This window comes from Brachybacterium fresconis (assembly GCF_017876515.1).
Classification (GTDB): domain Bacteria; phylum Actinomycetota; class Actinomycetes; order Actinomycetales; family Dermabacteraceae; genus Brachybacterium; species Brachybacterium fresconis.
On record NZ_JAGIOC010000001.1, the window covers coordinates 1700679 to 1722798 of the forward strand.

The following is a 22120-nucleotide window of genomic DNA, read 5'->3' on the forward strand; positions in this document are numbered from 1 at the left end:
GGACGGGCGATCATGAAGAGCGGACCGATGCCCTGCACGTTGGGGGGAACAAGCAGAGAGGAGTCGGTCCGCACCTGCCGAACGTCAATCGACGAAGGAGCCCCAGTGCCACCAGTCATCACCGCCGACGGCCTGTACAAGGTCTTCGGTCGACGGCCCGCCCGCGGAGTCGAAGCACTCCGTCAGGGTCGGGACCGCGCCGAACTGCGCGACGAAGGGCTCACCGCCGCCGTGATCGACGCCAGCTTCTCCGTGGAACCTGGTGAGAACTTCGTCGTCATGGGGCTGTCCGGATCCGGCAAGTCCACGTTGATCCGCATGGTCAACGGACTGCTGCCCGCGAGCGCCGGCGAGCTGCGCATCGGGGACGAGGTGCTCTCGACGATGTCCCCCGCGAAGGTGCGCCAGGTGCGCCGCGAGCGCATCTCGATGGTCTTCCAGCACTTCGCGCTCCTCCCCCATCGCACCGTCGGGGAGAACGCCGCCTACGGTCTGAAGGTCGGCGGCATGAACCGCTCCGAGCGGGAGAAGAGGGGCAACGACGCGCTCGAGATGGTCGGGCTCAAGGGCTGGGGCGGCTACAGCCCCGACAGCCTCTCCGGCGGCATGAAGCAGCGCGTGGGCCTGGCCCGTGCGCTGGCCGCCGGCACCGACATCATGCTGATGGACGAGGCCTTCTCCGCCCTGGACCCGCTGATCCGCCGCGACATGCAGGACCAGCTGATCGAGCTCCAGCAACGCCTGGAGAAGACGGTCCTGTTCATCACCCACGACCTCAACGAGGCCATGCGCATCGGTGACCGGATCGCCATGATGCGCGACGGCCGTATCGAGCAGGTCGGCACCTCCGACGAGATCCTCAACGAGCCGGCCAACGACTACGTGGCCCGATTCATCCAGGACGTCGACCGCTCCCGCGTCATGACCGCCGCGGCCATCCTGGAGCGGCCGGCCGAGACGCTCGGCGAGGACCACGGCCCGCGCACCGCGCACCGCATGCTGCGCGAGACGCAGAACGCGTGGCTGATCGCTCTGCACCGCGACCGCACTCCCCGCGGCGTGCTGTGGGAAGAAGATGTCGCCGAAGCCGTCCGGCGCGGCCAGGATCAGCTGCCCTGGGCGCCGGGACGTGAGATGCCCGTGGTCACCCACGACACCCCCATCGCCGACCTGTTCGCCCCCGCCGCCCAGCACATCAATCCGCTGGTCGTGGTCGACGACGACGGCAAGTTCCTCGGAGTGATCCCACGCGTGACGCTGCTGACGGCCGCCGGCACCGGGCACAACGAGAACGGGGACGCGGTCGAGACCGTCGAAGCACCCGACCCAACCCTCTCCACCGGGGGCGATGCCCTGGGAGACACGACCCACGAGACGCTCGGAGGTGACCGATGAACCCGGACGAAGCCCTCATCCCGCGCCTCCCACTCGGCGACTGGACCGAGAGCGGCATCGACTGGCTGAAGGACAACGCCGCGTGGGCGTTCGACGCCTTCACCTGGGTGATGGAACTCCTGGTCGAGAACCTCACCGCAGGGCTGCTGTTCCTGCCCGCGCTGCTGATGATCCCGCTGATGGCCCTGCTCGCCTGGGCAGTGCGCTCCTGGCGTCTGGCCGTCGGCACATTGATCATGATGCTCGCGGTGCTGGCCATGGACCAGTGGGTGCCGATGGTGCAGACCATGGCGCTGGTGATCGTCGCGACGGTATTCGCCGTGGCCATCGCGGTGCCGTTGGGCATCCTCGCCGCCATGAACTCCTCGGTCAGCGCGATCGTGAAACCGATCATGGACTTCATGCAGACGATGCCCGCCTTCGTCTACCTGATCCCGGCGGTCACCTTCTTCTCGATCGGGCTGGTGCCCGGCATCTTCTCGACGATCATCTTCGCACTGCCCCCCGGCGTGCGCATGACGGAGCTCGGCATCCGGCAGGTCGATGCCGAGACCGTCGAGGCCGGCGAGTCCTTCGGCGCCACCCGCGGGCAGATCCTCCGCGGCATCCAGTTCCCCCTGGCGGTGCCAACCATCATGGCGGGCGTCAACCAGGTCATCATGCTGGCCCTGTCCATGGCCGTCATCGCCGGCATGGCCGGCACCGACGGCTCCGGCAAGCTGGTGGTCCAGGCGATCTCCACCCTCGACCTGCCGCTCGGTGTCGAAGCCGGTCTCGGCGTCGTCGCCCTCGCGGTCTTCTTGGACCGCGTCACCGCAGCGCTGGGCAATCCCGGCGACTACAAGACCTCGCTCATCGCCCTGGCGAAGCGACGTCGTGCGGCCACCCCGGCCTGACCCCTCCGTAACCATCGAACACCCCTGGAAAGGATGATTGATCATGACCAAGCGAAACTCGCTCTGGACCCCGAGCTCCCTCTCCCGCCGCGCCGCCCTGGTGGGCGGCGCCGGCCTGCTGGGCGGCCTCGGTCTGACCGCCTGCGGCAGCGGCAGCGGCAGCGGCAGCGGCAGCAGTGACGGTGGCAGCGGAGGTGGCGGCCCCGAGGGCAAGACCATCACGCTGGGTTACATCGCCTCCTGGACCGACGGCCTGTCCACCGCGTACCTGCTGGACAATCGTCTGACCGCGATGGGCTACACGGTCGAACACGAAACCATCGCCGATGCCGCCCTGCTGTACGCGGGCCTCGCCCAGGGTGACCTGAACGTCTACCCCTCGGCCTGGCCCGAGGTCACTCACGCCGACTACATGGATGAGTACGGCGACGATATCGAGGACCTGATCGGCTACTACGAAGGGGCGAAGCTGAACCTCTCCGTGCCCGACTATGTCGAAGGCATCTCCTCGATCGCAGATCTGAAGGGCCAGGCCGATCGCTTCGGCGGCAAGATCTACGGTATCGAGCCAGGCGCCGGCCTCACCGGTGCCACGCAGGACGACGTGATGCCCGGGTACGGCCTCGACGACTACGAGCTGGTCACGTCCTCCACCCCTGCGATGCTCACGGAACTGAAGAATGCGGTCGATGCCCAGGAGGACATCGTCGTGACCCTTTGGAGCCCGTTCTGGGCGATGACCGCCTTCCCGGTCGTGCCGCTGGAGGACCCGGAAGGCCTCTTCGGTGAGCCGGAGGCGCTGCACCACCTGGCACACAAGGGCTTCACCGAAGAGTTCCCGGAGGCCGCGGATTGGATCTCTCAGGCGAAGATGAACGACGAGCAGTTCGGCTCGCTCGAGGACATGGTCGTCAACCAGTTCGAGGAGGGCCAGGAGGCCGAAGCGGTCGAGAAGTGGCTCGAGGAGAACCCCGACGCCATGCCGCCGCTGCCGGGCGAGTGAGACCCGGCAGCTCACCGGTGACTCGGACCGCCGCCTGAACACCTCGGCCGACGCCACACAGGACGGGCCGGTCGCGACGACGTCGCGGCCGGCCCGTCCTCGGTTCTCGATGATCAGCCCTCGATGCGCACCTCGGACCCGGCCTTCGCGGAGGCGTAGCAGGCGTCGATCACCTCGGCGCGGCGCAGGGCGAGCGAGCCGTCGTGCGCCGCCCAGTCGTCGGAGCGGACCTTCTGGAGGAAACCCGCGACCGCTGCGGCGTGGCGCCCGTCCTCGCCGACGACGGGCTGCAGCTCCGCCGGGATGCCGGCGACCTCGGTCCACACGGTGATGGTCTGGTTCCCGGGCGTGCCGCCCCATTCGATGGTGGCCCCGCCGTCGGCCCCGTAGAGGGTGACGTAGCAGAGGTCCTCCGGGATCCACTGCGCCCAGCTGGACTCGAGCAGCAGGGTGCCGCCGCCGTCCAGGCGGAGGAAGGCGGTGGCGAGGTCCTCGACCTCGAAGGGCGCACCCTCCTCCGCCTGGGAGATCCCGAAGCCGGAGCCGCCGCGGCCCAGCGGCCCGAACTCGGCGTGGGTGGAAGCGGAGGCTGCGGTCACGGCCGGCTCCCCCAGCAGGTGCAGGGTCATGTCGAGCATGTGGATGCCGATGTCCATCATGGCGCCGCCGCCGGAGCTCTCGGCCTTGGTGAACCAGGTGCCCAGCCCCGGGATGCCGTGGCGGCGGATCCAGCCGGTCTTGGCGTAGTAGAGCTTGCCCAGCACCCCGGAGTCGACGACGTCCTTCAGGGCGGTGACGTCTCCGCGCTGGCGATGGTTGAAGGACACGTCCAGCACGCGTCCCGCGCGCCGTGCGGCGTCGACCATTCCCGCCGCGGCCTCGGCGTTCTGGGCCATCGGCTTCTCCGTGATCACGTGCACCCCGGCCTCGAGCGCGGCGGCGGCCATCGACGCGTGCAGGAACGTCGGGGTGGCGATGGAGACGACGTCGAGCTCGGCCTCGGCGAGCATCTGCTGCCAGTCGCGGTAGCGCCCCGGCACCTCGTGCTCGTCGCCGAACCGCGCCAGCAGGTGCTCCTCCATCGCGGCGAGCGCGACCAGATCGACGGTGGGGTCGGCGGCGTAGGCGGCCACATGCTGCTGGCCGGCCCAGCCCAGGCCGATCACGCCGGCGCGCAGTCGGCGCGGGGTCTCCTGAGGTGCGGTGGTCATCGTGGCGGGGTCCCTTCCTCGGTGTGCATGGAGCAGGGGCAAGCCTATGCGGCTGTCAGCCGGGACGTCGTCCCCTCGGCCGCTGCCACGCCTACCCCCGCGGCCGCTCCCCCTGCTCCCCACGGATCAGTTCATCGAGCGCGACGAGCGCATCGCGCGCTCCCTCCAGCGCGGCCGCGTGCTCCGGGGACAGCTGCTCCTGCGCGGCCCGCAGCGGTCCGCTCCAGGCGGCGGCGATCGCCTCGTCCTCGGCGAGCGCCTCCTCGGTGGGCACGATGTGGAAGGTCCGGCGGTCCTGCAGGCTCGGCTCGCGCACCACGAGTCCGCGCTCCAGCAGCGTGCGCAGCGCCGCACTGGTGTTGGGCTGGCGCAGACCGAGCCGGCGCGCCAGCTCCCCCACCGTGAGACCCGGGCTGTCGAGGACGTGCTTGAGCAGCGCGAGCTCCGTGGTCGGCAGCGGGTCGGCGGTGGCGGCCTCCGGCACCCGACGGTGAATGCTCCACGCGAGATCGCGCAGCACCATCGCCACATCGCGGGGCCGCGGAACCGGATCCGTGTCGAGGGTCATGCATGGCACCCTACTGGATATCTTCTAATATATATGTAGCCACATCTTGTTGTCGGGCCCTCCTCCTCACTCTCGGAAGGCGTGTGCAGTGACCTCCTCCCCCGATACCGCGGACCGCGTGATCGTCCCGCCCGGCCGACTGTTCGTCGCGGTCCTGGTGCTGCTGACCGCCGTCGCGCCGCTCTCGATCGACATGTACCTCCCGGCGTTCCCGACGATCGCCGAGGAGCTCGGCACCACCGCCACCGGGGTCCAGCTGTCGATGACCGCGTTCCTGATCGGCATGGCGCTCGGCCAGCTGTTCGTCGGCCCGCTGTCCGACGGGATCGGCCGTCGCACGCCGTTGCTCGTGGGCACCTTCGTGTGCTTCGTCGCGAGCGTCCTCTGCGCGGTCGCACCGAGCATCGAGGTCCTCATCGGCGCCCGCTTCCTGCAGGGCCTGGGCGGCGCCGCCGGCGTCGTGCTCGCCCGGGCGATCGTCTCGGACACGGCGCGCGGTGCCCTGGCCGCGAAGCTGCTGGGCGCGCTGATGATCGTCAGCGTCATCGCTCCTGTCGCCGCCCCGCTGGGCGGCGGGGCGATCATCGCCGGCATCGGCTGGCGCGGCGTGTTCTGGATCGTCGCAGGCCTCGTGCTGCTGATGCTCCTCGCCGCCGTCGTGGTGGCCCAGGAGTCCCTGCCCACCGAGGAGCGGACGTCCGGCGGCATCCCCGCCACGCTCCGCTCCGCCCGCGAGGTGCTCGCCAATCGCACCTACACCGGCTACCTGCTGACGTTCTGCCTGTCCTTCGCGGCCCTGTTCGCCTACATCGCTGCCTCCCCGTTCGTCATCCAGAACATGCTCGGCTTCTCCGCGACCACGTTCTCGCTGCTGTTCGCCGTCAACGCGGTGGCGATCACCGTGACCAGCGCGATCACCGCGGCCCTGGCCGGGAAGGTCGCCTACCGTCGGATGACCGTTGGGGGCTGACCGCCGGGACGATCGCCGCCGTCGGCCTGCTGGGCTGCGCGCTGAGCGGGGTGCCGACGCTCCCGACGCTCGTGCTGTTCGCGCTCTTCCAAGGCTCGCTCGGGTTCGTCTTCGCCAATGCGACCACCCTCGCCCTCGCGGAGACCGGGCAGAACGCAGGGACCGGTTCGGCGTTCCTCGGCTCCCTCCAGTTCCTGCTGGCCGCGCTCGTCTCCCCGCTGGTAGGGCTCGCCGGCGAGGCCACCGCGGTTCCCATGGGGATCGTCATGGTGGTCACGATCGTCCTGGCAGGAGTCTCCTTCCTGGCTCTTCCGCGACGAGACGCCGACGGGCCGCGAGACGCCGACGGGCCGCGAGTCGCCGACGAGCAGGCCTCGGGCGTCGAGGACTACGCCCCGTCCGCCTGATCCCCCAGCGCCGCGGGCACCTCGCCCGGGGGATGCAACGGGGGCGGTGCGCTCTCGGCATTCCGGGCCGCATCGCACCACAGGGTCCCTAGGGTGGAGTCATGATGACCTCACCACCACCTGTCGACCCCTCAGCGACCGGCTCGCCGACCCGCGGTGCCCACCGCACCCGCACCGTCGTGCTGATCGCCGTGGCCGCCGCCGTGGTCGCCGGGCTCGTGGGCCTGGGCCTCGGAGGACTCGGCGGCGTCCTGATCTCCTCCAGCGGCTTCGGCGGAGGCGACCGGAAGGGCCAGGACATCGCCGACGGCTGCGTGATCCTGGATCGGTTGGAGGACGATCTGCCCGTCGAGGAGGGCGCGGTGAGCCTGGAGGAGCCGCTGCTTTTCGAGCTCGGCGCGGCCGGTCAGCTGTTCATGGCCGCCGGCGCGGGAGATCAGGACAGCGAAGCCTGGCTCACCGGGAAAGAGCTGGTGAGCGGGACGGCGACCCTCGATATGAAGGGGATCAACGACAGCGTGGAGACGGCGCAGACGACGATCTGCGCCTGAGCAGGGCACCTCTCCGCTCAGTCATCAGGGGACACCCGTGTCGTCCTCACCATCAGCACCGTCGTCGCCCTCTCCGTCGGCGAACGCGGCCGTTCCCGTCTCAGCGGCGGGGCACTCGAGCGGACTCGGCGAGGTGACGCGCGTGATCCCGGAGTATCCGGTCCAGGCGACCTGATGCCCGGGGTGCTCGGCGTCCTCGAGCCGCTCGACGTTGAGGGTGTCGAGTTCCTTCTGGTTGCAGTGCGCACAGGTGTCCTGCCCGTTCTCGAGCGAGGTGAGGCCACCACGCGCATGGGGGACGACGTGGTCGCGCTGTCGGCTGGAGGCATTGCAGAAGGGCCCGCGGCAGGAGCTGTCCCGCCAGCTGAGGAATCGGGCCATCGCGGGCGGGAACGTTCGCGCCCGCGAGTCCATCTGCACCAGCTCCCCCGTGGTCGGATGGGTGTACAGACGCCTGATCACCGCCCGGATGGCGGACCCGTCGTCCCCGAAGGGATCCCGATGTCCGAGGGCGGGCTGCGCGGCGACAGCGCGCAGCTGGTCGCGAACGGCTTCGGCCGGGACGGGACCGTACCCCTCGATGTGAGCGACGTCGCCGACCCCGGGATGGAACAGGGCGCGATCGGTGATCATCACTCCGAGATCGAGGCGGAAGGGGTCCATCCCGTCCTCGCGACCCAGCACCGTGTCGGTGAGCGCGTCGACCATGAGGGCTCCGTGACCCGTGCGCTCGCCCCGGACCTGTCGGCGCTCTGCCTCGAGGGAGAGTCGCTTGTGGACGAGCTGGGCGTCGGCGGCGGGCATGCGGGCGGTCAGGGTCGCCATCCCGTGCTGCCCGCGCGCGAGCGTGAGGTGGCGTCGGGTCCGTGCCCGTCGGTGCCGGAGGGCCTCGCCGTCGGGGTCGAGCTCGCCGATCGCGGTGGCGACGGCTGCCTTCCACTTCCTGGTCCCGGCGCCGTCGAGGGTGGAGAGTCGCCCGTGCAGGAGGGTATCGACCTCCGCGCGCTGGTCGGCATCGAGAACGCTGGTCGCATCGGCCGCACCGTAGAGGGAGGTGGCCGGAGCCCGACCGGAGATCATGGCCGAGAGCAGGTGAGGCATGGACTCGACCATTCGGCGGGCCGAGGTCACGGTGCGGCCGGCGTCCGCCGGGGAGCGTCGCGTCGTCAGCGACAGGTCCCGGGTCGCGATGCCGTGGGCCTCCTGGGCCACCTGGCCCGACCCCTCCTCGTTCGCCTCATGACCGCTCGCGTCACGCGTGGCTCCGCGCCGATCCCTGCGCGTGGCGTCGTCGAGGGCGACGACGGTGCGGGTCTCCAAGGCATCGATCAGGCCGCGGGAGGTCTGGATCCTCGCCAGCAGCTGCGTGTAGTCCTGACGCCCGCGACCGGTCACCTCGAACATGTCCCCGGGGGTCGAGGCGATCGCCTCGAGGAGGACGTCCGCCTCGGCAAGCAGGTCCGTGAGCGCAGACGGCCCACCCTCACGCAGCGCGAGGAGCCACGCCGAGGAAGCGATGGGATCCTCGGGACAATCCTGCGGGGGCGGCGGCATCAACATGCATCCATCCTGCCCACTCGAGGACGGTATCGAAAGCACCTTCGGTCATTGTGGATAACCCGACCCCTGCAACCCGACGCCCGCCACGTCACCATGCCCGCACGTCACCGGGACCCTTCCCCTGACCTGCACCATCCCCGAAGAAACACCCATCCTCCACTTTGGGTGCGCAGAAACAATGTGGAGGACGATGAAGGGGAGGGTCCTGAACGCCGTCTACTCGGGCATCCGCCCGTGGCCCGGTCCGCGCCCGACCCTTGCCCCGACTCCGGATCCGGTATCTGATGGAGGGACGAGTCCGCACGTCCCATCACAGGAGGCCACGATGAAGAAGCTGCCGAGGAAACCGACGGCGACCGGTCCGGCCGAGACCTTCACCGGATCGGTGCTGGTCGACGGCATCCGCGGTCCGATGGATGGCTCCCGGGTCGCCATGGCCCACGTCCACTTCGCCCCGGGCGCCCGCACGTACTGGCACACCCATCCCGTCGGCCAGACCCTCTACGGCACCGACGGCATCGGCGTGGTCGTCTCCCGGGACGGCAGCGTGGTGACCCTCGAGCCGGGTCGCACCGTGTGGATCCCACCGCACGAGGAGCACTGGCACGGGGCGTTGGATGACCAGCTCATGGCCCACATCGCGATCCAGGAGGGTGATGATACCGACGAGACGGTGACGTGGCTCGACCCGGTCGGCGACGAGGAGTTCGCCCGCGCGAACGAGACCGCACGGGGCCGCTGAGCGCAGCCGGCCGCATCCTGCAGTCTGCACGTCGACCCCGCACGGCGTCCGGCGGCACGACCGCCGCCGGCACGACACTCGGCAGCACGGCGGCCGCCAGGAGACGTCCGCCGGCACGTCGACCAGCGGCACGACGACAGGATCCGTCGGAGACGGATCAGTGCAGCGCACGCACCGCGGCCACGGCCGTATAGAGCGCTCGGTGCGCGTCGCGCATGACGGCGTGCGCCCGGGCGGCCGACGGATCCGGTGCCACGGTGCGACCGCCGGAGCGGAAGGCCAGCGGGCGGATGCTGTGGTCCATGCCGAGCTCGTCGGCTGCGGCGAGCGCGCAGCCGACCAGGGCCGCGTCCGCCCCGTCGACCGCGCGCACCTCCCGGCCCGTGACATCAGCGAGGATCCGCAGCCACGGGGCGGAGGCGGTGCCGCCTCCGGCGACGGCGAGCGGACGGCTCCGCTCCCCCGTGCTCCGATCGCTCCGGGACGGGGCCGAGATCGCCGAGACGAGCGCATGCGCGACGCCTTCGAGGACGGCGGCGTACATGTCGATGTCGCGAGTTCGCGGGCCCATCCCGACGAGGGCGGCGCGCAGGTCGCCATCGCGCACCGGGTACCGCTCACCATGGATCGAGGGCAGCGCGAGCAGCCCCGTCGGTCCTCTCCCCTGCCGTGCCTCCCGCTCCTCGAGCCGTGCATCGGCCTCCGCGGGGCTCGCCCCGCCCAGCAGCGCGGCGCGGGCCCAGTCCGCGGCGGCCCCGGCGGCCAGCAGCGCCGAGATCCGCAGGACCAGGTCGTCCCCGGCCGCGAGGGCGAGGTGGTGCGAGACCGGAGCCTGCTCGGCGGTCGCCGCGCTCCTGTCAGCCAGAGTGACGTCGGCCCGAGTGACGTCGGCCCCGCCATCGTCGACCGCGGTCCGCGGGATCACCGCGGCCAGCCAGCCGCTGGTGCCGAGGTAGGCGTAGTCGTCACCCACCTCGAGGCCGACGATCCCGAGCGTCGTCGCGCCCGCATCCCCCGGGGCGAGCACGATCGGAACGCCGCCGGGCACGCCCAGCAGATCCTGTGCCGCGGTATCGGTGCGGCCGACGACCTGCCCGGTCGCGGTGGTCAGCGCGGGCAGCAGGTCCTCGTCGAGGGAGGCGGCACGCGCGATAACCCCGGAGAACGTCCCCGTTCGCGCCTCCAGCAACCCGGTGGCGGCGGCTGTCGTCGGATCGCACCACCGGCCGCAGCCGAGCGCGTGCGCGAGGTACCCGGCCGGCCCGAACACCATGCCGCGTGCGCGGCCGGCGAGGTCGGGATCCGTTCGGACCAGGCGTCGGAACATCGCGGCGCAGCTGGTGGCGTCCTGCACCGTGGCCGTCAGGGAATCCCACGAGATCCCCTCGCTCTCGAGCCGTGCATGGATCTCCTGGGCATCCTGCCCGGCACGCGTGTCGCTGTACAGGACCGCGGGCGCGATCGCGCCGTCCGGATCCAGGAGCACGAGGTCCTGCATCTGGCCGGTGAGGCTGAGGGCGAGGACGTCACGGGTCGCGCCGGGGACGTGCAGGAGCTCGGTGATCGCCGTGCGGGCGGATCGCAGCCAGTCCTGCGGATCCTGCTCCGCTCCCCCGTCCGCCGTGGTGCGCGTGGGGTAGGGGCAGCTCGCCCGGCCGTGGATGCTGCCGTCGAGGTCGATCAGGGCCGCCTTGGCGGCGGACGTCCCGAGATCCAGACACAGCACAGACGGCATGGGGCCACAGTAGGCGTTCCAGCAGCCTGAGCGGCAGGTGCCCGCGGACGAGCGCGGCCCGGGCTGCATGCCATCTCCGCGGACACGACCTGTCCTCCGCCCGGTCCAGGATGGATGCCGGGGCGGGCGGAGCTGCCACGCCGCCCCCGATGCTCCCGCGCAGCACCGCGATGACGGAGGCACCCATGTCCAGCACCATCCAGGTCACATTCGATGCCCGCGACCCGCGCTCGCTCTCGATCTTCTGGAAGGAGGTGCTCGGCTACGTCCATCCTGCCCCGCCCGGGGTGGAGCTCGCCCCGGGTGCAGATTCCCTCGCCGCGTGGGACGAGTTCCTCGAGGCGAACGACGTCCCGGTCGAGCTGCGCAACAGCTCCTCCGCTCTCGAGGACCCCGACGGAACCGGCCCGCGGATCTTCTTCCACCAGGTCCCCGAGGACAAGGTCGCCAAGAACCGAGTGCATCTCGACGTGCGCACCGCCTCCGATCTGCGCGGCAAGGAGCGGATGGCGGCGCTGGAGACCGAGGGCGCCCGGCTGATCGCCCTGGGGGCGGAGCGCCTCGCGCGCCACGAGCCCGAGGCCCCGCTGAGCATCGGTTTCCTCGTCCTGGCTGACCCGGAGGGCAACGAGTTCTGCCTCGATTGAGCGGGTGGAGCGTCCGGGAGGCGGCGGACGATCGGACGGACGGCGGGGGCCTGCCGACGTCCACCGCCGCGGGACCGCACCGGGCAGCGCCCCTCGACCCGCCGCGCCCGGACGCGGATACTGGGGACCACCGCACCCCTCAGGAGGCAGACATGGTCGACGACGACGATGCCCGGCTCGCCGTGCTCGCCCTGCGCGCGGAGCAGGGTGAACTCACGATCCCGCCCGATGCAGTCCGCCGCGGACCGGCGGCCCGGGCGGACACCCACACGATGCTGTTCACGGTGCTCGGCCGCCTGCCGGCGACAGCCGAGAGCGACCTGTTCGGGCCCGGCATCCAGCGGGTCCTGTACGTCTACTATCCCGAAGGATCGACGCTGGTCGGCGCCGTGCTGGATCCTCCGGTCTCGATGCACGCGCCGACGACGGACGCCCTCGACGCGAAGGTGCGGGCATATGTCGCCGAGCAGCGCGGCGTGGTCGAGGCCGACGTCCACCCCTTCGGCAAGCGCGTGGACCGCGAGCGGGCCGTCCAGACGCTGGTGCGGCTGGCCGACGACCCTCGGTAGGCGGGCCGGCCATCCCGGCAGACGGGTCGACGGCCCGATGAGCCGGTCGCTCGCTCCGGCGACCGATCGTCGGTCGACGCTCCGAGCGGACCGGACGCTGCCCCGGAAGACCAGTCGATGACCCCGACGGTCAGCCGCGGCCGAGATACCTCCGGGCGCTGTGCTGGGCCTTGTCGATCGTGGCGCTGTGTCGCGGGGAGGCGCGGCGGGCGGTGTCGGCCGCGGTGTCGGTCAGGCGCCCGGCGACCTGGCGCCCCTTCTCGGTCCGCAGCGCGGCCCGTCCGGCGTAGAGCAGTCGGCGGAGCTTCATGAGGGAAGTCGACCATCTGCGGCTGGACCCGCCCTGGACGCCCGCCGGGAGAAGCGGGCCCGACGTGTTCAGGCCCGCCAGTGCGCGGGGTTCAGCACCAGCAGGCAGATGGGTACCAGGAGCAGTGCGGCGACGGCCCCGAGCGCCGAGAAGCTGGTGGCGGCCATGAGCGGGCCCGCGGCGAACGACGTCGTGGCCCCGAGGAGGTTCGACAGCGCATCCGCCCCGCCCTGCGCGGAGGCGCGCGAGCGGTCCGCGATGACCGTGGCGAACAGGGCGGAGGCGGCCACATTCATGAAGGACCAGCCCAGGCCCAGCAGGACCAGGGAGACCATGACGCCCGCGAGGGAACCCGCCGCGAAGATCGCCGCGGCCAGGGAGCCGGCGAAGATCGCGATGCCGATCGAGATCGTGGCGCGGTGACCGATCCGGTCCACGAGGATCCCGACCACCGGGGAGAGGCCGAACATCCCGGCCACGTGGAGGCTGATGGTGAGGCCGACGATGGTCAGCGACCCGCCCTGATGCTCGATGTGCACCGGCGTCATCGTCATCAACGAGACCATGACGACCTGCGAGGTCAGCAGCGCCACCAGCGCGGTGCGGGCCCGACGGTTCGCCCGGAGCTCGGCGACCATGCGGCGGAATCGCTCGCCCCGACGGAGCCGGGCGGGCGCTCCGGCCGCCGCGTCGTGAGCGAGCGCCGCCTGCCGTCGGGCGAGGACCAGCAGCGGATCGGGCCGCAGCAGAGCGAAGATCACGGTGCCGGCGAGCAGGGAGGCCACGGCGGCGATGAGGAACGCCGCCGCGTACACGCTGAGCCCGGTCGTCGCGCCGAGCACCTCCCCCGGCACCCCGAGATTCGGGCCCAGGACGTTGCCGATCGCGCCCATCCACACCACGAGGGAGAGGGAGCGGGCGCGCGTGGACGGCGCGGCGAGGTCCGTCGCCGCGAAGCGGGACTGCAGGCTCGCCGCGGTTCCCGCACCGGTCATGAGCAGGCCCAGGAACAGCGGGACCACGAGCTCGAACTGTGCCGAGACGACCAGCAGCGCCGCGCCGGCGGCGGCCACCCACCAGCCGGTGGCCAGCGCGGTGCGCCTCCCCCGCCGGGCGGCGAGGTTGCCCAGCGGGATCCCGAGCAGCGCCGCCCCGAGGGTGGAGGAGGTGCGGGCGAGACCCGCCCAGGCCTCGTTGTCGGTGACCTCCCCGGCCAGCAGGATCCCGATCGTCGGGGTGACGCCCAGGCTGATGGTGCCCAGGATCTGGGCGATCACGAGCACCACGAGGGTGCGGCGCTGGGTGCCCTCCAGGGCTCCGGCAGTCCCGGTCGACGGGGTACCGCTCGTCGGGGTACCGCTCGTCGGGGTCTCGGTCGTCGGGGTCTCGGTCGTCGGGGCGTTCAGGCTCTCCGGACTGGTCATGGGCGTCAGGGTCCACCGTCTCGTCGGTCAGGGCCGGGTCCAGGACGCTCCGACCCCGCCCTCGGCGTCGTGGCAGCGCGGCACGCTGCGACGTTCAGGGTACCGAGAGCTGCCGGGGCTCCGTCTCCTGGGCATCCGCCGATGGGTTGCTCGCGACGGGCGGGACGCGGCGGGTGCCTCGGGGTGCGGGGACGGTGTAGAGGAAGCCGGTCACCGGCCTCAGGAGCACGGCGAGCACGCAGACCCCGAGCGTGACCAGGAAGAAGAGCGCGGAGGTCGCGCGGCTCGGCGGCAGGTCGAGGTGCCGGGCGAGGAGCTCGATGACCGGGAGGTGGACGAGGTACAGCACGATCGAGTGGCGTCCCAGCCACTCCAGCACGCGCACGGCCCGGACCCGGGGCAGCCGTTGGGCGAGGGCGACGCCGGAGAGCACGGCAGCCAGCACCACCAGCTGGGAGAGGACCGGTACCTCGGGGTCACGATCGATCCGCACGGCGAGAGCCGCCCACCCCAGGGCCAGGAGCAGACCGGGGGCGAGGACCCAGAGCGGCAGCGTGCGGGCCAGCACGACCCGGCGCAGCGCGGCGCCGGCGAAGAAGAACACGGCGTAGTACACGAACTTGTCGGGCCGATAGGTGGGGTCGATCAGGGCCGAGCCGAACTGCTGCATCACGGTCCAGGCCACCAGGGACGCCAGCGCCACCCACATCGGTGGGATCCGCCGGGTGAGCAGGCCGACGACGTAGTACACGAACAGCGCCAGCAGGAACCAGGTGTACATGCCGTTCACCCACCACAGCGGGTCGGTGCCGAACCCCCAGCCCATGATCGCCAGCATGAGCAGCGACCACAGCAGCCACGGCCACAGCAGGCTGCGCACCTTGCCGAGCAGGAAGCGGCCGGCCGGCTTCTCCAGCGACCGCGGCAGCAGGATGCCGGAGGCGAACAGCAGCGCCGGCATGCGGAACGGCTTGGCGGCCTCGGAGAGCAGCACGGCCTCGGGCGCGGTGCCGCCGTCCCAGACCTGCTGGACGATGCTGATGTGGTGGACGATCACCAGCAGGATCGCCGCGCCCCGCAGCAGGTCCATCCAGTGCTGCCGCCCCTGCAGGGGTCCCGGCTCGAGACTGCTCATGGCGATCGAGCGTAGACGGACGCGGCGGGCCCGGCCTCGTCCGCGCCGCGTTCGCCGGACGAACATCCGGTGACGAGTCGGTGTCCGGGCGATGGCCGCGATCCGGCGCCGCGCGGGGTGCGGCGCCGTCGTCGATCTCCCGTCGGCCCGACGCGACAGAACGTGGCCGGACACACGTGCCGGGGCGGGACCCGCCGGCCTTACCGTGTCAGAGGCACAAGAAGAACCCTCCCCCTCCCCGGAGCACGCCCACCATGAGCACGACGACGCAGGACACCCCCTCACCCGCCCCAACCCGGCGCCGGCCCGGCCTGAAGGCCCGCCACCTCCACTTCATCGCCCTCGGCTCCGCGATCGGGACGGGCCTGTTCTACGGCTCGGCCGGCGCGATCCAGGCGGCCGGCCCCTCGGTGCTGCTGGTCTACCTGCTCGGCGGCGCCGTCGTGTACTTCATGCTGCGGGCGCTCGGCGAGATGGCGGTGCGTATGCCCGTCTCCGGTTCCTTCGCCGAGTACACCCGCCGCTTCCTGGGTCCGTGGGCCGGGTACATCACCGGGTGGATGTTCGCCTTCGAGATGCTCATCGTGTGCCTCGCGGATCTCACCGCGATCGCGATCTACATGCGGTTCTGGTTCCCGGACACGGCCCAGTGGATCTGGGTGGCGCTCACGCTGCTGATCGTGGGCGCCGCGAACCTCGCGAGCGTCCGCTGGTTCGGGGAGCTCGAGTTCGTGTTCACGATCGTCAAGGTCGCCGCGGTGGTCGCGATGGTCCTCGGCGGTGCGGCGATCCTGGTGTTCGGCCTCGGCGCGCAGAGCGGCGGGAATCCGCTGACGAACCTCACGGCCGACGGCGGCTTCTTCCCGCACGGCGCGGGCGGCATGATCAGCGCCTTCATCCTGGTGCTGTTCGCCTTCGGCGGAACCGAGATCATCGGGGTCGCGGGCACCGAGGCGGAGGATCCCGGGAAGGCCGTCCCGAAGGCGGTCAACACGGTGCCGGTGCGGATCCTGCTGTTCTACGTGCTCGCGATCGGCGTGATCCTGCTGATCAATCCCTGGCGCACGATCACCGGCGAGCAGTCGCCCTTCGTGCAGATCTTCGACACCCTCGGCGTGAACTGGGCGGCGGCGGCGCTGAACGTCGTGGTGATCACCGCGGCGCTCTCGGCGATCAACGCGGACCTGTTCGGCGCCGGCCGGGTGGTCGCGGGGATGGCCCGGCAGCGCCTCGCACCGCCCGCCATGGCTCGCACCGTCCAGGGCGTCCCCGTCGTCACCACGGTGGCGATGATCGGCGTGCTGGTCGTCGGCGTCGTGCTGAACTGGACGCTGCCCGAGGCGGTGTTCACGATCGTCGCCTCGCTCGCGACCTTCGCGACGATCTTCGTGTGGCTGATGATCCTGCTCGCCCAGGTCGCGTCGCGCCGCGGCATGTCCCCCGCCGAGCGGGAGGCGCTGGGGTTCCCGGTGCCGCTGTGGCCCTACGGGCAGGCGTTCGCGATCGCGTTCATCCTGTTCACGGTCGGCATCATGGTCTGGCAGCCCGCCTACCACCTGGCGCTCGCGGTGGGGATCGGCTTCCTCGCGGTGATGTCGCTGCTCTACGCCGCGGTGGTCCGCCGACGGGTGGAGCACGGCTGAACCGGCTCAGGCCGGTCGGGCCATCGTCCCGTCGAGCCGGAGGGTGTCGCTCTCGTCGCGGATCTCCCCGGCCTTCACCGACGGATCACCGCGGCCGCGCCGCTTCGCGGTGTCGAGCGGCTCACGATGCCGACGGGGTGCGGGAGCGGTGATCCGCAGCAGGGCGATCATCATCAGGCAGACGGCGAGCGCTGCGGTCAGCGGCGTGGTCCCGGCCAGCAGGAGCAGCAGCACGGCGGCGAGCCCGAGCAGCACGCCGTGCAGGGCGCGTCGGGGAGAATCCGTCGGCTGCGGTGCGCGCCGGCGTTCGATCCCGCCGAGCAGCCACGCCACGCCCCCGGTGGCCAGAACGGTCCCGAGCAGCCAGGCGGGCCGGGTCATCCACCACGCGAGTCCGGAGGGCTCGAGGAGCAGACCGGCGTGGAGCATGGCGACCTCGGCGGAGGCCCCCGCCGCCAGCAGCAGCACCGGCAGGTTCCACAGGTAGATCGTCATCGAGTGCGCGGTGACGAAGCGGGTGCATGCGGCGACGCCGGGACGCTCGCTGAGAGCCGTCAGCGGTCCCCGCAGCAGGGAGATCAGCAGGGTCTGGGCGAGGCCGACCAGCAGCAGTGCAGTCGTCGGCGGATTCATGTGCGCGATGAGATCGGCGGACCACGGCCCCGCGGCGATGACGAGGACGAGGACCGCCACGGCCGCGATCCCTGCCGCCCTGCGCACCGACACGGAGAGAAGGTCGAGATACCCGTCGGCCAGGAGGAATCCCAGCTGCTGCAGGGCGAGCCAGACGGCGGCGAGATTCGCGTAGCCGATCGCGTCGAGTCCGGTGGCGCCACGCAGCAGATCGATCCCGACGGCCGCACCGGCGAGCCCCGCGAACAGCGCCCAGGGCGCCCGGGCGTGGAGCGCGAGCTGCGCGGGAAGCAGGGCCTGGCAGGCGAGGAACACCCCGAGGAACCACAGCGGTTCGCTGTAGCGCAGGCCGATCTCCCTGACCAGCTCGACCGGGGTCCCCGCGCCCGCCAGCAGCGCGAGGCCGAGGCCGACGACGCCGATCGTCACCACCGCGGGCAGCAGGAGACGGTGGACGCGTCCGGCCACGAACGCCGTCGCGGTGCCGCCCCGTGCGAGGGAGCGACGGTGCGCCACCAGCCCTGCGAAGCCGCCGATCACGAAGAACACCGGCATCACCTGCAGGGCCCAGGTGACCGGTGGGTACCACGTCGCGCCCCGGGTGGCGTACTCGAGGACCGGCCCCGCCTCCCCGACCGTGGCGCTGACCTGCAGACCGTGCAGCACGAGGATCGCGAGCAGGCACAGCGCACGGACCAGGTCGATGCCGGTGTCCCGCGCCGCGGGCAGCGGTGGGTGCCGACGGGTGGGCGGCGGTGCGGCGGGGGCGTCGGCGCGCGGGAGCGGCCGGCTCGGGCTGAGGGTCATGGGGTCCTCCTCGGATCGTCGCGAGGAGGTTAGGAGCGCGGCGCCCGAGGGCACGTCGCCCGGTCGGGCGATGTGCGCCCCCTACCGTGGAGTGAGCCCGTCGCGGCAGGCCGTACCGGAGGTCAGGAGGCGGGCTCTACGAGGCCGTTGTCGAAGGCGAAGATGACGGCCTGCACCCGGTCGCGGGCGTCGATCTTCGTCAGCAGCCGACCCACATGGGTCTTCACGGTGTGGTCGGAGATGAACAGCTCCAGGCCGATCTCCCGGTTCGACAGGCCCCGCCCCAGCAGGACGAGCACCTCCCGCTCCCGCTCGGTGAGGCGCGCGATCAGGGCCGCACCGCGCGGCGGTCGGGGCTTCTGCGCGGCGAACTGCGCGATCATCCTTCGGGTGATGCCCGGAGAGAGCAGCGCATCACCGGCGGCGACCACCCGCACGGCGTGGGCGAGCTCCTGGGCCGAGGCATCCTTGAGCAGGAACCCGCTCGCCCCGGCCAGCAGCGCGTCGTAGACGTAGTCGTCGATGTCGAAGGTGGTGAGCATGAGGATCCGCGGAGGACGGACGAGAGGGCTCGCGGGGTCGAGGATCCGACGGGTCGCCTCGATGCCGTCCATCTCGGGCATCCGCACGTCCATGAGGACCACGTCGGGCTCGAGCCGCGCGGTGCGGGTGATCGCTTCCGCGCCGTTGGTGGCCTGGCCGATCACCCGCAGGTCCTCCTGCGCGTCCAGCAGCGCGGCGAATCCGGCGCGGACCATCGCGGCGTCGTCGACGATCAGCACGGTGGTGCTCATGTGGATTCCTCCCGGTGGTCGGTGATCGGCAGCGCGGCCGTGACGGTCCAGCCGCCGTCGCGGTCGGGCCCGGCCTCGAGGCTCCCGCCGAGCAGGGCGGCGCGCTCGCGCATCCCGCGCAGGCCGTGGCCGCTGCCCGGGGTCTCGCCGACGGCGGAGTCCTCCGGCGCCCGATTGTGGACCCGGATCATCAGAGTGTCCTGCGGGGCGTCCAGCACCACGTCGACCGGTGCGCCGGGGGCATGGCGCACAGCATTGCTCAGCGCTTCCTGCGTGATCCGGAACGCGGTGACCTGCACGCCCGGGGGCAGCACGGGCGAGCCCACGGGCATGGACAGCCCGACCTCGGCGCCCGCCCGACGGGCACCGTCGACCAGCTCCGAGATGTCCTCGAGGCGCCGCTGCGGGGTGAGCTCCGGGGCGTGGTCCTCGGTGCGCAGCACGCCGAGCAGCCGACGCATCTCCACCAGCGAGCCCCGGGCGGTCTCCGCGATCTCGCCGAACTCTCCGGCGGCCTCGGCCGGCAGGTCAGGGATGCGGTACTCGGCGGTGGAGGCCTGCACCTGGATCAGCGAGGTGCTGTGCGCGACGATGTCGTGCAGCTCGCGGGCGATCCGGGTGCGCTCCTCGACCAGCAGCCGCCGCGCCTGCTCCGAGGCGGTGTGCTCCCGCTCCCGGTCCAACTCCTCACCGATCCGGAGGCGTCCGGCGATCAGCACGCCGACCAGGAGCGCGCCGGCGGCGAGGGAGACCGTCACCAGCAGGTCCACGCCCGTCATCGAGCGCGGGACGGCGCCGGCGAACAGTGAGCCGATCAGCAGCGACCCGGCGCTCGGGATCCCCCAGGCCGCCAGGCCCGTCCGCCAGCCGTGGAAGGCCGTGACCACCAGCACGAACACGACGAACGCGATCATCGCGGGGACGGACCACGGCCACGGCCAGGACAGATCGCGCTCGGCCGAGGCCAGCAGCGGCAGCAGGATGGCCGCGCCGCTGAACACGACGATCGCCGCCCGCGGTCTCGTCAGCGCCAGCAGATGCGCCCCGCACAGGGCCGCGCCGACCGGGATGGCCAGGGGCACCGCCGTGCCGTACCCGGCGGACTGCAGCGCCACCAGCACCGAGAACAGCACGATCGCGACGGCCATGAGGACGACGAGCGCCCAGGTGCGCCGGTAGGGCGGGCGGGTGACGGGAGGGCCGACGGGTATCACGCCGTGATCCTAAGGAGCGGGAGCACGGCTCCGCATCGGCCCGGAGTAGGGGTTGCGGTGGTACCTGCGAGGGAGTATCCGGCCATCACTCTCGGTGACTCACACGCACGGGATGTGACCACGGCACCGAGAATCAGCGCCCTGCCGGCTCCGCGGTCATGCCCCCGGGAAGAAGGGTGCGGCCGGCGCCCGGCCCGGGGGCGCCTCGCCCGTGTCCGGCGTCCCGTCGGCGCGGCGCGCCCGCGCCGACCGTCGGAACCAGTTCACGAGCATCCCGGGCACGAATCGATCCACGAACGGAGCACCGAACCGTGCGAGCACCTCGACCACCAGCCCGATGAAGAACGCGACCAGCGGCATCCAGAGGGCGAGGCCGATGGTGACCCCGAGGTCGCCCATCATCCCCATCTGCACCTGCATGCTGGCGCGGACCACCGCGAGCAGGACCACGGAGCATCCGAAGTAGGCGAGCGGAAGCGCCGCCCAGGAGATGACCAGCGCGAGGATGTTCCCGGTGTCGATCTCGCGGTCCCGGTGCCACAGCAGCGACACCACCGCGGGCATCAGCAGAGCGATCAGCACCATGGGGATCCACACGTACCAGGGCAGGTCGAAGAACCACAGGAACTCATCGGTGCGCTCGATCCCGAAGCTCTCGACGCCGCCCTGCGCGTTCAGATGCATCGGCACGGTCAGCATCCCCAGCCCGGGCAGCAGCGCGAGGCCGGTCAGCCCCCAGACCGGGAGTGACAGGACCAGGGAAAGCAGGGACTGCCCGTCCCCCTCGAGAACCATCGCGATCGCTCCGCCCACCACCATCAGGGCACCGACCGGCACGGCGAATGCCAGGGCGTGGACGATCGCGAGCCGGGGCGCAGCGGCGAGATCCGCCACCACCGGCCACCAGGCGGGCTTCTCGCCCCCCGCGACATGCCCCAGGAACAGCGGAAGACCGATGAGCACCCAGGTGCCGACGAACATGTCCACTCCGGCGGAGTGCATCGAGAGCGATACCCCGAGCGAGTCGTCCTCGACCGCGAACGCGGTGATGCGCGTGGCGGTCACGGCGACGATCGCTGCGGCGAGCCCGGAGATCCCCGACCACAGCAGGGCACCGAGCGCGCCGTTGCCGCCCCAGCCCCCGGCACCCCAGCGGCGCTGGATGAGTCGGGCGGCGAAGAAGGCGGTCGCCACCATCGCGACGGTGATCAGCAGCGGCAGTCCCCGCCAGCTCATCGTGGCACTGCCCAGGAAGCCCATGCTCAGGTCGACGTCGTAGGAACCGAAGGAGGCGAGGGAGACCAGTTGGAACGGAATTCCCACCAGGCCCACGATCCCGCGCCACCCGCCGCCGGACGACGGGGAAGTCGCGCCATCGGTCGGCACGGCGGCGCCCCCGGTCAGTTCCCCCGTGTCGAGGGTGAGCACGGAGACGACGGCCGAGACGATCACCAGCAGCGAGGCGCCGAGGGCCACCACATAGGCGAGCGCGCCCGCCGCGAAGGTGGGGAGGGGGTTGCCGATGCCGACCTTCGTCAGCGCGGCGCCGGCCTGCGCCGCGGACAGCGTCTGAGTCCCCTGCGCGCCCGACGTCGCCTGCGTCCCGGGCTCGCCCGACGGCGCCGCCGAGGCCGACGGGCCCCAGACGGCCCAGGGCGCCGGCGCGGCGGAGGAGGGCGAGGTGGGCGGTGCCGCCGAACCGAGCGATGGCCCGGAAGCCGGACCCGGAGGAACGGAGTCGGATGCTCCCTCGAACGGTGACGACGCGGGTGGCACCTCGCCGTACCCGTTCGGCCCGGATTTCTGACCCGGATAACCGCCGCCGGGGTAACTCGGGCTTCCCCCGTCACCGTAGGGATAGTTCGTCTGCGACATGCGTGCCCCTCTCGCGCGGCCGGCCTTCGTG

At 71.7% G+C, this 22120-nt stretch carries 21 protein-coding genes; 10 read left to right on the forward strand and 11 right to left on the reverse strand.

What is annotated here, in order from left to right; all coding sequences use genetic code 11:
- The first annotated feature begins 105 nt into the window (after positions 1 to 105).
- From JOF44_RS07800 to JOF44_RS07810, 3 genes are read left to right on the forward strand one after another with little or no spacing between them, the layout of a single operon-like run.
- Positions 106 to 1395 (forward strand): quaternary amine ABC transporter ATP-binding protein, encoded by a 1290-nt coding sequence (locus JOF44_RS07800; RefSeq protein ID WP_342591701.1) that lies wholly within the window; start codon positions 106 to 108, stop codon positions 1393 to 1395.
- Positions 1392 to 2291, forward strand: a complete 900-nt coding sequence (locus tag JOF44_RS07805; protein WP_209889407.1) for an ABC transporter permease — start codon at positions 1392 to 1394, stop codon at positions 2289 to 2291. The genes JOF44_RS07800 and JOF44_RS07805 overlap by 4 nt, the downstream gene beginning before the upstream one ends.
- Positions 2292 to 2334: 43 nt before the next feature.
- Positions 2335 to 3294 (forward strand): glycine betaine ABC transporter substrate-binding protein, encoded by a 960-nt coding sequence (locus JOF44_RS07810; protein WP_209889409.1) that lies wholly within the window; start codon positions 2335 to 2337, stop codon positions 3292 to 3294.
- 113 nt (positions 3295 to 3407) lie between these two features.
- Here the strand turns inward: JOF44_RS07810 and JOF44_RS07815 are convergent, their stop codons facing one another.
- Complete coding sequence (locus tag JOF44_RS07815) at positions 3408 to 4505, reverse strand: Gfo/Idh/MocA family protein (RefSeq protein WP_209889412.1); 1098 nt, start codon at positions 4503 to 4505, stop codon at positions 3408 to 3410.
- 91 nt (positions 4506 to 4596) lie between these two features.
- Positions 4597 to 5073, reverse strand: coding sequence for a MarR family winged helix-turn-helix transcriptional regulator (locus JOF44_RS07820; RefSeq protein ID WP_245348893.1), 477 nt, complete (start codon positions 5071 to 5073; stop codon positions 4597 to 4599).
- 88 nt (positions 5074 to 5161) lie between these two features.
- On the opposite strand from JOF44_RS07820, the gene JOF44_RS07825 reads away from it, so the two are divergent.
- From JOF44_RS07825 to JOF44_RS07835, 3 genes are all read left to right on the forward strand, one after another.
- On the forward strand, positions 5162 to 6043 hold the full coding sequence (locus tag JOF44_RS07825) for a Bcr/CflA family efflux MFS transporter (RefSeq protein WP_209889415.1): 882 nt from the start codon (positions 5162 to 5164) through the stop codon (positions 6041 to 6043).
- 71 nt (positions 6044 to 6114) lie between these two features.
- Positions 6115 to 6450 (forward strand): MFS transporter, encoded by a 336-nt coding sequence (locus JOF44_RS07830; RefSeq protein WP_209889418.1) that lies wholly within the window; start codon positions 6115 to 6117, stop codon positions 6448 to 6450.
- A 101-nt stretch (positions 6451 to 6551) separates the two neighbouring features.
- Positions 6552 to 7001, forward strand: coding sequence for a hypothetical protein (locus JOF44_RS07835; RefSeq protein ID WP_209889421.1), 450 nt, complete (start codon positions 6552 to 6554; stop codon positions 6999 to 7001).
- A gap of 24 nt (positions 7002 to 7025) precedes the next feature.
- Here the strand turns inward: JOF44_RS07835 and JOF44_RS07840 are convergent, their stop codons facing one another.
- Positions 7026 to 8561, reverse strand: coding sequence for an HNH endonuclease (locus JOF44_RS07840; RefSeq protein WP_209889430.1), 1536 nt, complete (start codon positions 8559 to 8561; stop codon positions 7026 to 7028).
- 325 nt (positions 8562 to 8886) lie between these two features.
- On the opposite strand from JOF44_RS07840, the gene JOF44_RS07845 reads away from it, so the two are divergent.
- Positions 8887 to 9303, forward strand: a complete 417-nt coding sequence (locus tag JOF44_RS07845) for a (R)-mandelonitrile lyase (protein WP_209889432.1) — start codon at positions 8887 to 8889, stop codon at positions 9301 to 9303.
- A 157-nt stretch (positions 9304 to 9460) separates the two neighbouring features.
- Here JOF44_RS07845 and JOF44_RS07850 read toward each other — a convergent pair whose 3' ends face one another.
- Positions 9461 to 11038, reverse strand: a complete 1578-nt coding sequence (locus JOF44_RS07850) for an FGGY family carbohydrate kinase (RefSeq protein ID WP_209889433.1) — start codon at positions 11036 to 11038, stop codon at positions 9461 to 9463.
- A gap of 185 nt (positions 11039 to 11223) precedes the next feature.
- Between JOF44_RS07850 and JOF44_RS07855 the strand changes: the two genes are divergently transcribed.
- Both JOF44_RS07855 and JOF44_RS07860 read left to right on the forward strand, forming a co-directional pair.
- Positions 11224 to 11685, forward strand: coding sequence for a VOC family protein (locus tag JOF44_RS07855; protein WP_209889438.1), 462 nt, complete (start codon positions 11224 to 11226; stop codon positions 11683 to 11685).
- 152 nt (positions 11686 to 11837) lie between these two features.
- Positions 11838 to 12254: a hypothetical protein gene (locus tag JOF44_RS07860; protein ID WP_209889441.1), complete on the forward strand. Its 417-nt coding sequence runs from the start codon at positions 11838 to 11840 to the stop codon at positions 12252 to 12254.
- Between the two features lie 130 nt (positions 12255 to 12384).
- Here the strand turns inward: JOF44_RS07860 and JOF44_RS07865 are convergent, their stop codons facing one another.
- From JOF44_RS07865 to JOF44_RS07875, 3 genes are all read right to left on the reverse strand, one after another.
- Positions 12385 to 12564, reverse strand: coding sequence for a hypothetical protein (locus tag JOF44_RS07865; protein ID WP_209889443.1), 180 nt, complete (start codon positions 12562 to 12564; stop codon positions 12385 to 12387).
- Between the two features lie 68 nt (positions 12565 to 12632).
- Entirely contained in the window at positions 12633 to 13988 is a 1356-nt protein-coding gene (locus JOF44_RS07870) for an MFS transporter (protein ID WP_209889446.1), read from the reverse strand.
- A 94-nt stretch (positions 13989 to 14082) separates the two neighbouring features.
- Complete coding sequence (locus tag JOF44_RS07875; RefSeq protein WP_209889449.1) at positions 14083 to 15123, reverse strand: acyltransferase family protein; 1041 nt, start codon at positions 15121 to 15123, stop codon at positions 14083 to 14085.
- A gap of 254 nt (positions 15124 to 15377) precedes the next feature.
- Here JOF44_RS07875 and JOF44_RS07880 point away from each other — a divergent pair, with 254 nt between their 5' ends.
- Positions 15378 to 16766 (forward strand): amino acid permease, encoded by a 1389-nt coding sequence (locus JOF44_RS07880; RefSeq protein ID WP_209889452.1) that lies wholly within the window; start codon positions 15378 to 15380, stop codon positions 16764 to 16766.
- Between the two features lie 6 nt (positions 16767 to 16772).
- Here the strand turns inward: JOF44_RS07880 and JOF44_RS07885 are convergent, their stop codons facing one another.
- From JOF44_RS07885 to JOF44_RS07900, 4 genes are all read right to left on the reverse strand, one after another.
- Entirely contained in the window at positions 16773 to 18206 is a 1434-nt protein-coding gene (locus tag JOF44_RS07885; RefSeq protein WP_209889455.1) for an acyltransferase family protein, read from the reverse strand.
- Between the two features lie 122 nt (positions 18207 to 18328).
- Positions 18329 to 19000 carry a response regulator gene (locus JOF44_RS07890; RefSeq protein ID WP_209889456.1) on the reverse strand — a complete coding sequence of 224 codons (672 nt, stop codon included), beginning with the start codon at positions 18998 to 19000 and terminating at the stop codon, positions 18329 to 18331.
- A complete protein-coding gene (locus JOF44_RS21110; protein ID WP_209889459.1) occupies positions 18997 to 20214 on the reverse strand; it encodes a sensor histidine kinase in 1218 nt (405 codons plus the stop codon). The genes JOF44_RS07890 and JOF44_RS21110 overlap by 4 nt, the downstream gene beginning before the upstream one ends.
- A gap of 156 nt (positions 20215 to 20370) precedes the next feature.
- Positions 20371 to 22089, reverse strand: a complete 1719-nt coding sequence (locus tag JOF44_RS07900) for a hypothetical protein (protein WP_209889462.1) — start codon at positions 22087 to 22089, stop codon at positions 20371 to 20373.
- Positions 22090 to 22120 lie beyond the last annotated feature (31 nt).